The 8,941-nt window shown below is 47.5% G+C and carries 11 protein-coding genes; all 11 read left to right on the top strand.

From position 1 onward, the window contains the following. Positions 1-160 precede the first annotated feature (160 nt). The 11 genes from rnmV (at position 161) to pth (ending at position 8,891) form a co-directional block, all read left to right on the top strand. Positions 161-721 carry a ribonuclease M5 gene (gene rnmV / locus ACFQ1X_RS02555; protein ID WP_144841518.1) on the top strand — a complete coding sequence of 187 codons (561 nt, stop codon included), beginning with the start codon at positions 161-163 and terminating at the stop codon, positions 719-721. Further along, the gene (gene rsmA, locus ACFQ1X_RS02550; RefSeq protein ID WP_144841519.1) at positions 718-1,596 is read left to right on the top strand and encodes a 16S rRNA (adenine(1518)-N(6)/adenine(1519)-N(6))-dimethyltransferase RsmA; all 879 of its coding nucleotides are present in this window, start codon (positions 718-720) and stop codon (positions 1,594-1,596) included. The genes rnmV and rsmA overlap by 4 nt, the downstream gene beginning before the upstream one ends. Positions 1,597-1,756: 160 nt before the next feature. Continuing rightward, positions 1,757-2,020 carry a biofilm formation stimulator Veg gene (gene veg, locus ACFQ1X_RS02545; RefSeq protein WP_071152415.1) on the top strand — a complete coding sequence of 88 codons (264 nt, stop codon included), beginning with the start codon at positions 1,757-1,759 and terminating at the stop codon, positions 2,018-2,020. Between the two features lie 148 nt (positions 2,021-2,168). Continuing rightward, entirely contained in the window at positions 2,169-3,032 is an 864-nt protein-coding gene (gene ispE / locus ACFQ1X_RS02540; protein WP_144841520.1) for a 4-(cytidine 5'-diphospho)-2-C-methyl-D-erythritol kinase, read from the top strand. A 56-nt stretch (positions 3,033-3,088) separates the two neighbouring features. Continuing rightward, positions 3,089-3,916, top strand: a complete 828-nt coding sequence (gene purR, locus ACFQ1X_RS02535) for a pur operon repressor (protein WP_144841521.1) — start codon at positions 3,089-3,091, stop codon at positions 3,914-3,916. A gap of 1 nt (position 3,917) precedes the next feature. Further along, complete coding sequence (locus ACFQ1X_RS02530; RefSeq protein WP_144841522.1) at positions 3,918-4,292, top strand: RidA family protein; 375 nt, start codon at positions 3,918-3,920, stop codon at positions 4,290-4,292. A gap of 155 nt (positions 4,293-4,447) precedes the next feature. After that, positions 4,448-4,732 (top strand): septation regulator SpoVG, encoded by a 285-nt coding sequence (gene spoVG / locus ACFQ1X_RS02525; protein ID WP_144841523.1) that lies wholly within the window; start codon positions 4,448-4,450, stop codon positions 4,730-4,732. 376 nt (positions 4,733-5,108) lie between these two features. Next, a complete protein-coding gene (glmU, locus tag ACFQ1X_RS02520) occupies positions 5,109-6,482 on the top strand; it encodes a bifunctional UDP-N-acetylglucosamine diphosphorylase/glucosamine-1-phosphate N-acetyltransferase GlmU (protein ID WP_144841524.1) in 1,374 nt (457 codons plus the stop codon). A 13-nt stretch (positions 6,483-6,495) separates the two neighbouring features. Beyond that, positions 6,496-7,458: a ribose-phosphate diphosphokinase gene (locus ACFQ1X_RS02515; RefSeq protein ID WP_144841525.1), complete on the top strand. Its 963-nt coding sequence runs from the start codon at positions 6,496-6,498 to the stop codon at positions 7,456-7,458. Positions 7,459-7,560: 102 nt separating this feature from the next. Further along, positions 7,561-8,220, top strand: a complete 660-nt coding sequence (locus tag ACFQ1X_RS02510; protein ID WP_379081241.1) for a 50S ribosomal protein L25/general stress protein Ctc — start codon at positions 7,561-7,563, stop codon at positions 8,218-8,220. A 107-nt stretch (positions 8,221-8,327) separates the two neighbouring features. After that, complete coding sequence (gene pth, locus ACFQ1X_RS02505) at positions 8,328-8,891, top strand: aminoacyl-tRNA hydrolase (RefSeq protein WP_144841526.1); 564 nt, start codon at positions 8,328-8,330, stop codon at positions 8,889-8,891. Positions 8,892-8,941: the final 50 nt, after the last annotated feature.

Below are 8,941 nucleotides of genomic sequence, written 5' to 3'. Positions count from 1 at the left end.
TAGGTCATTCGTGGTCACTCCTCTGTTTTTCTTTGGTCGGAAAATACATTTTGAGTGTACCACGAATGGCTTTTTCAGTTGTCTAGCTTAATTTTACAATCGGCGTAATAATTCCTGTTCAACAAATATAAAACAAACAGTTTTGAAACGAGGAAAGTAAATGAAGATAAAAGAAGTGATCGTCGTGGAAGGGAAAGACGACACCGTGGCCATCAAGCGCGCGGTGCAGGCGGACACCATTGAAACCAACGGCTCCGCAATCTCTGAAGAAACATTGAAGAAAATCGCCCACGCCGCCGCCAAACGCGGTGTCATTGTGTTCACTGACCCCGATTACCCCGGCAGACGAATCCGTGCTATTATTGAAGAATATGTGCCGACTGCCAAGCACGCATTTTTGGCCAAAGAAAAAACCATCGCCAAAAACGGCAAAGGCCTGGGCATCGAACATGCCAAAGACGAAGACATCCGGGAAGCGCTGGCTGCGGTCCATACATTATGGAACAATGAAGCACCAGCGGAAATCACCCTGGAAGATCTGCTGACAGCCCGTCTGATCGGCCATCCGCAGGCAAGGCAGCGCCGCACCGAACTCGGCAATCGGCTGCAGATCGGCTATACGAATGGCAAACAACTTGCCAAGCGGCTGCATATGTTCGGCATAACGAAACAGCAATTCATCGAAGCGGTGCAGGCGCTCAATCAGGAGGAACCCAAATGATGAAAGATATAGCTACACCCATAAGAACACAGGAAATCATGGCGAAACACGGCTTAACGGTTAAAAAGAGTTTGGGCCAGAACTTTCTGATCGACCCGAACATTTTACGTAAAATCGTGGGTCAAGCAGGTTTGACAAAACAATCCGCGGCAATCGAAATAGGCCCGGGAATCGGGGCTTTAACGGAACATCTGGCCCGTGAAGCCGGCAAGGTGCTCGCTTTTGAAATCGATCAACGGCTGTTGCCCGTGCTCGACGACACGCTGTCTCCTTACGACAATATCAGCATCATCCACTCAGATATCCTGAAAGCGAATGTGGAGGAAGCGATTGAAACAGAACTTGCAGGCTATGAAGATATAGTTGTCGTGGCGAATCTGCCCTATTATGTAACGACTCCGATCATCATGAAGTTATTAATGGAGAAACTGCCGATTCGCGGCCTGGTGGTCATGCTGCAGAAAGAAGTGGCGGAGCGGATTACGGCAAAACCGGGAACGAAAGCATATGGTTCCCTGTCGATTGCAATCCAGTACTATACAGAAGCGGAAATGGCCTTGACGGTGCCGAAGAGCGTCTTCATGCCGCAGCCGAATGTCGATTCAGCAGTTATCCGCATGACGAAGCGCACAACGCCGCAAGTGGAAGTTATCGACGAGGACTTTTTCTTCAAGGTGACAAGAGGTTCTTTCGTGCAGCGCAGAAAAACGATCTTCAATAATCTGCAGGCGGTAATGCCCAATGGCAAAGAAAAGAAAGAGCTGATCCTGAAAGCGCTGGAAGAGGCGGGAATCGAACCGGCACGCCGTGGTGAAACCTTGAGCATCAAAGAATTCGGGGGTCTGGCGGACAGGCTTTACAGCTATTTCGGCTGATTTACGAAAATTTGTTGGAAAACAGGCACAACTCGCATAAAAAAAGATATTTCGGATAAATAAATATTGACACCAAGGGGATTCCGAGCTAAAATTAAAAATTTATTTGACAATTTGGGCATTTTGTAGTAAGGTTTATTTATAGTGAGGTGTGGTCAAAATGCCCAAAACTTTGGCGGATATCAAAAAGTCGTTGGATTTGCATTTAGGGAAACGATTGCTGTTGAAAGCAAACGGAGGTCGCAAGAAAACGGTCGAACGTGCCGGAATCCTGCGCGAAACATATCACTCCGTGTTCGTAATTGAGTTAGATCAAGATGAACATGCATTTGAAAGAGTGTCCTACAGCTACGCGGACATCCTGACAGAAGCAGTGGAAATCACTGTGTATGAAGGAACAGAAGACGCTTTGGTCGTTAAATAATCGAACTATATCCATATTTTTATTTTGTAGCCCATACCTTGCCGGCTTCGGCAGTGTATGGGCTTTTTGTTTCTTTTCCCAAAAACTCCCGAATCGGCCCTCTTGTGTTAAAATAGTTTTCATCAGAATTAAAAAGGAGACAGTGGAGATGCTCTATGTAAAGGCACCTGCCAAAATCAACTTAACATTGGATGTATTACATAAAAGACCTGACAATTACCATGAGGTCGAAATGATCATGACCACTGTGGATCTTGCGGACCGTATCGGTTTAAAAGAAACGGAACACGGCATCCATATCGAATCAGCCGATCGTTTTGTGCCGAACGATTCACGGAATCTTGCCTATCAGGCAGCGAAATTATTGAAAGACACCTACCACATCAAAGCCGGTGTCGTGATCAAATTGGATAAACAGATTCCGGTTGCGGCTGGACTTGCCGGTGGCAGCAGTGACGCTGCGGCCACATTAAAAGGATTGAACAAATTATGGAACCTGAATTTGTCACTGGACGAACTGGCAGAGCTTGGCACGAAAATCGGATCTGATGTGGCATTCTGCGTTTACGGGGGAACGGCACTCGCAAAAGGCCGCGGAGAAATCATCCAACAGCTTCCGACACCGCCGAATTGCTGGGTCATCTTAGCCAAGCCGACCATCGGCGTTTCAACTGCTGAAGTTTACGGGGCATTTGATGTCAATAAAGCGGAGCATCCCAATACCCAAAAAATGATCGAAGCCATCGAAAATAAAGACTATGCCGCTGTCTGCGCAAACTTAGGGAATGCATTGGAAAGTGTCACCCTGTCGCTCTATCCCGAAGTGGCGCAAATCAAAGAGCAGATGAAGAAATTCGGAGCGGATGCCGTTCTGATGAGCGGCAGCGGACCGACTGTCTTTGGATTGGTGCAGCAGGAAGCCCGCATTCCACGCATCTATAATGGCTTGCGCGGGTTCTGTGCGGAAGTATATGCGGTAAGGCTGGTGGGCGAGCGGAGTCCACTTGCTTAAAGGCGGATAATTATGGTAAGTTTTCTATAAATCATTCGTGTTTAGGAGAGTGGAAAATGAAGTGGAAGCGCAGTGAACGTTTAGTAGACATGACGCATCATTTATTGGAACATCCGCATAAATTGATTCCGCTCACATATTTTGCTGATTTGTATGACTCGGCCAAATCCTCTATCAGCGAAGATCTTGGCATCATCAAGGAGACATTCGAAGAAAAGGGCATCGGTTTATTGGCTACTGTACCAGGCGCTGCAGGGGGCGTGAAATATATCCCCAAATTGCAGGAACCGGAAATCAGAAACATCATGCAGGAACTGATCAATGAATTGAGCCATTCAGATCGGCTGTTGCCAGGCGGTTATCTGTATATGACCGATGTGCTCGGCAATCCGGATATGATGAACCGCATCGGCAAAGTTTTCGCTACGGCATTTGCGCATCAAAAAATCGATGTCATCATGACCGTTGCGACAAAAGGCATTCCGATCGCCCACGCCATCGCACGGCATCTGAATGTGCCGGTCGTCATTGTGCGGCGTGACAGCAAAGTGACGGAAGGCTCCACTGTCAGCATCAATTACGTGTCGGGCTCTTCCCGCCGCATCCAGACGATGGTGTTGTCGAAGCGCAGCATGAAGAGCGGCCAGCGTGTGCTGATCACCGACGATTTCATGAAGGTCGGCGGTACGATGAACGGCATGAAGAATCTGTTGGAAGAATTCGAATGCACGCTTGCCGGCGTTGCGGTGCTCGTGGAAGCGGAACATAAAGACGAGCAGCTCGTCGAAAAATACCTGTCACTCGTCAAGTTGCGTGAAGTCAGCGAAAAAGAACGGAAAATCGAATTGCAAGAAGGCAATTATTTCTCGAATGGAGGTTTTTAAGATGAAATATGTAGCAACTGAAGGAGCGGCCGCAGCAATCGGCCCCTATTCACAAGGTGTGGTGTCAGGCGATATGTTCTATAGTTCGGGACAGATTCCGTTGACGCCTGCTGGGGAAATCGCAGGAGATTCAATTTCGGATCAAACCCATCAGGTTTTCGCCAATTTGAAAGCGGTGCTTGCTGAAGCCGGTTCATCACTTGAGCAAGTCATCAAAACAACCGTGTTCATCAAAGATATGAACGATTTTGCTGCGCTGAATGAAATCTACGCCTCTTATTTCGGCGATCACAAGCCTGCCCGCTCTACAGTGGAAGTGGCGAGGCTGCCGAAAGACGTAAGGGTTGAAATCGAAGTTATTGCGAACGTTAAGTAAGGAAACGAAGCTGCCATTAACAGGCAGCTTTATTTTTTTATCATAAAAACAAAATATTCTAATAAATTTTGTATTTTATGAAGGAGTTTAGTCCTTAATAGCGAATACGTTTAATAGCTACAAAAATAGCATCTTAGGGGAGAGGTGATGAGAGAATGGAAGTAACTGATGTGAGGTTGAGACGGGTACAAACGGATGGCCGGATGAGAGCAATCGCTTCCATCACCCTGGACAACGAATTTGTTGTGCATGATATTCGGGTGATTGATGGCAATGAAGGTCTGTTCGTAGCAATGCCCAGCAAAAGGACTCCGGATGGCGAATTTAGAGATATAGCGCATCCGATCAATTCAGGAACGCGAGGGAAACTTCAGCAAGCTGTGTTGACTGCATATGAACAAAGTGAGATTGACCCTGTCTTTGAAGAAGCAAGGGCATAAACCAAAATGACAGAAGAGCCTGAGGCATAATCGGGCTCTTTTTTGTTTGAGCTTATGTTTTCAGTGTTCAGTCTCCGGCGCCCTTACATCGGCTCAACCGTCTTGCTCCTGCATCGCTGCGCTGGCTTCGTCGCAAAGAGTCGGCCGAACTTCTTTGAACCTTGAAAAATCAAGGTTTTTCCGATATAGTTAAGAAAAGCGGGACGATATATAGCCGAATGGCGGTGCCGTCTTATAGAGAGAAAACGCATGCGCTGAGTCTAACAAAGCCATGCAGGGGAATATGCCGCAACGGCTTTTTTTTGCGCTCAGATGCATAGGCTTCATTAATAATAGAAAGAATTTGACGACAAATATATGGATGGAGGATCAAGACATGACGAATACATACGCAGTAATTCTGGCGGCCGGACAAGGCACGCGGATGAAATCCAAATTGTATAAAGTGCTGCACCCGGTTTGTGGAATGGCAATGGTCGAGCATGTGACCGGCAACGTTTCACAGCTCGGCGTTGAAAAAATCGTGACGATTGTCGGGCATGGCGCGGAAAAGGTACGCGACCAACTGGGAGACAGCAGCGAATATGCGCTCCAGGAAGAACAACTCGGCACAGCGCATGCTGTTCAGCAAGCGGCTTCATTAATCGAAGGGAAGCCGGGTACGACTTTGGTGGTTTGCGGAGACACACCGCTGATCCGTACGGAGACGATGCAGGCACTTCTTGATCATCATAAAGCTACAGAAGCCAAAGCCACGATTCTTACAGCAATTGCTGACAACCCGACAGGCTATGGCCGCATCATCCGCGACAACAGCGGGCAGGTGTCAAAAATTGTTGAGCAGAAAGATGCAGCACCCGAAGAACAGCAAGTGAAGGAAATCAACACGGGCACTTACTGCTTTGACAATGAATCCTTGTTCGAAGCGCTGAAGCTGGTTTCAAATGACAATGTCCAGGGTGAGTTTTATTTGCCGGATGTTATTGAAATCCTCCAGAAACAACAAGTTACCGTCGCGGCTTATGCGACGGACAGCTTTGAAGAAACGCTCGGCGTTAACGACCGTGTGGCATTGAGCCAGGCAGAGGGCATCATGCGGGCACGGATAGCTGAAAAACATATGCGTAACGGTGTTTCCATCATCGACCCGGCTTCCACTTATATAAGTGCAGAAGCTGAGATCGGAGCAGATACGGTGCTCCACCCGAACGTCATGATCGAAGGCCGGACGGTAATCGGAGAAGACTGTTTCATTTCCTCTAACAGCCGCATCGTGTCGAGCACGATCGGAAACCGTACGGAAATCCGTTCTTCTGAAGTCTATAACAGCATCATCGGAACAGATACGACGGTCGGCCCATTTGCGCACGTTCGCCCTGACAGCAACTTGGGCGACAGCGTCAAAATCGGTAATTTTGTCGAAGTGAAAAAAGCTGCGCTTGGCAATGGCAGTAAAATTTCCCACTTGAGCTATATCGGGGATGCGGAAGTCGGAACGAACGTCAATATCGGCTGTGGCACGATCACAGTTAACTATGACGGTAAAAACAAGCACTTCACGAAAATTGAAGATGATTCATTTATTGGCTGTAATTCAAACCTGATTGCGCCGGTTACCATTGGCAAAGGTTCGTATGTTGCGGCAGGCTCGACGATTTCCAAGGATGTTCCGGCTGAAGCCCTCGCAATTGCGCGTGCCCGCCAGGAAAATAAAGAAGGCTATGCTTCAAAACTAAACGTGAAAAAATAGGAGGTACACCTTAATGGGTTATCAAAATGCAGACAGTAAACTGAAAATCTTTTCATTGAATTCGAATAGGGAATTAGCGGAGGAAATTGCCGACAACGTGGGAATTCCGCTCGGAAAGAGTTCGGTTACGCACTTCAGCGACGGAGAAATTCAAATAAACATCGAAGAAAGCATTCGTGGCTACGATGTCTTCATCGTTCAATCGACTTCACAGCCTGTCAACGAAAACCTGATGGAGCTGTTGATCATGATCGATGCGGTCAAACGTGCTTCAGCCCGCACAGTCAACGTCGTCATCCCGTATTACGGTTATGCCCGCCAGGACCGCAAAGCACGCTCGCGTGAGCCGATTACGGCAAAACTGGTAGCGAACCTTTTGGAGACGGCCGGAGCTACACGCGTGGTTGTACTGGATCTGCATGCGCCCCAAATCCAGGGCTTCTTTGATATTTTGATCGACCATTTAGTGGCAGTACCTCTTCTTTCTGAGTATTTCCTGAACGAAAGCGGCATCGACCTTGAAAATGTCATCGTCGTTTCACCGGATCACGGCGGTGTGACGCGCGCCCGCAAAATGGCGGATCGCCTGAAAGCGCCGATTGCCATCATCGATAAACGCCGTCCGCGCCCGAACGTGGCCGAGGTGATGAACATCGTCGGTAATGTGGAAGGCAAAACGGCCATCATCATTGATGACATCATCGATACAGCCGGTACCATTTCAATTGCGGCCAGTGCCCTGATCGAAAGCGGAGCGAAAGAAGTTTACGCTTGCTGTACGCATCCGGTTCTTTCTGGCCCGGCTATTCAGCGCATTGATGACTCGGTCATTAAAGAATTGATCATCACCAACTCAATCGCTTTGCCGGAAGAAAAAAATTCTCCGAAAATAAAACAATTGTCTGTAGCTAAGCTATTGGCGGAAACAATTGTTCGTGTACACGAACAAAAATCAGTCAGCACGCTTTTCGATTGAGCAGAAAACCCTGACTTTACGCTGCCCGGTTTGATGTTACGGCTTTAAGGGTATATACTGATTACGGACATTTATATGGATTTATAAAATTTGGAGGTTGAAATGGATATGGCTACAAAAATGAAAGCACAAAAAAGAGAAAGCGGTACACCGAACTCGGCACTGACAGAACTGCGAAGCAAGGGTAATGTACCAGGAATCGTCTATGGTTATCAGGCTGAAACGACGCCACTTACTGTGTCTGAAATAGATTTGATCAAAACTTTGCGCGAATCAGGACGCAATGGTGTCATCAATTTAGACTTGGACGGCACAAAGTACAATGTGGTTTTAAGTGATTATCAAATGGACGCGTTAAAAGGCAATTTCAAACACGTCGACTTTTTGGCAATCAATATGTCTGACGAGCTTGAAATCGCTGTAACAGTCCACACAGTGGGCGAAGCTGCAGGCGAGAAAGAAAACGGCATCGTAAACCAGCCGAACCGCGAAGTTCATATCAAAGTGAAACCTTCGGAAATTCCGGATTCACTTGATGTGGATGTCAGCAAACTTGAAATCGGCGATCACTTGTCTGTCGGAGATATCCGGGATACAGTATCGTTTGAAATTCTTGATGAAGATGATTTCCTGTTAGTTTCTGTGACAGCACCACGTACACAGGAAGAAATTGACGAGCTTGAAGAAACTCCTGAAACTGAAGGCGCTGAGCCGGAAGTTGTCGGCAGTGACGAAGAGTCGGATTCTGAAAAAGAAGCTTAAAATTACAACAGAAGAAAACGGGGACTGTCTTCTGGCAGTCTCCGTTTTTTCTTTAACAGCTTCATATGATAAAATAGACAGCAGTGAACAGCAAAGGACGAGTTGCGATGAAATTGATTATCGGCCTGGGCAATCCAGGCAAGACATACGAACAGACCCGGCATAATATCGGCTTCCACGTTATCGACCATCTGGCATCAAAATGGAATGCACCGCTGACACAGGCGAAATTCAAAGGCATGCATTCGGTAATTCATCGTCCGGAAGGCAAAGTGATGCTGCTGAAGCCGTTGACGTATATGAATTTATCCGGCGAAAGCGTCAGTGCAGTGATGGACTATTACGATATCGGCATTGACGACATCATTGTAATTTACGATGATCTCGACTTGCCGACCGGCCAATTACGGCTGCGGCAAAGAGGCAGTGCCGGCGGACATAACGGCATCAAGTCCCTTATTCAGCATCTGGGAACGCAGAATTTCAACCGGATCCGCATCGGCATCGATCGTCCGCCTGCCGGAATGAAAGTACCGGATTACGTCTTATCCAGATTTTCAAAAGAGGAAAGTGCGGATATGGCAGAAGCTGTGCAAAGAAGTGCGGAAGCCTGTGAATTCTGGCTCGCCAAACCGTTTATCGAAGTAATGACCAAATTCAATGGAGCATAGAACCGCTTTGGCGCAAACCGCGTTCAGAGCTTTTTTCTGTTTCCCGGGAG

The sequence above is a fragment of the Metaplanococcus flavidus genome, from assembly GCF_042675885.1.
Lineage (GTDB): Bacteria > Bacillota > Bacilli > Bacillales_A > Planococcaceae > Planococcus > Planococcus flavidus.
This window is presented reverse-complemented; position numbering and strand designations above follow the sequence as displayed.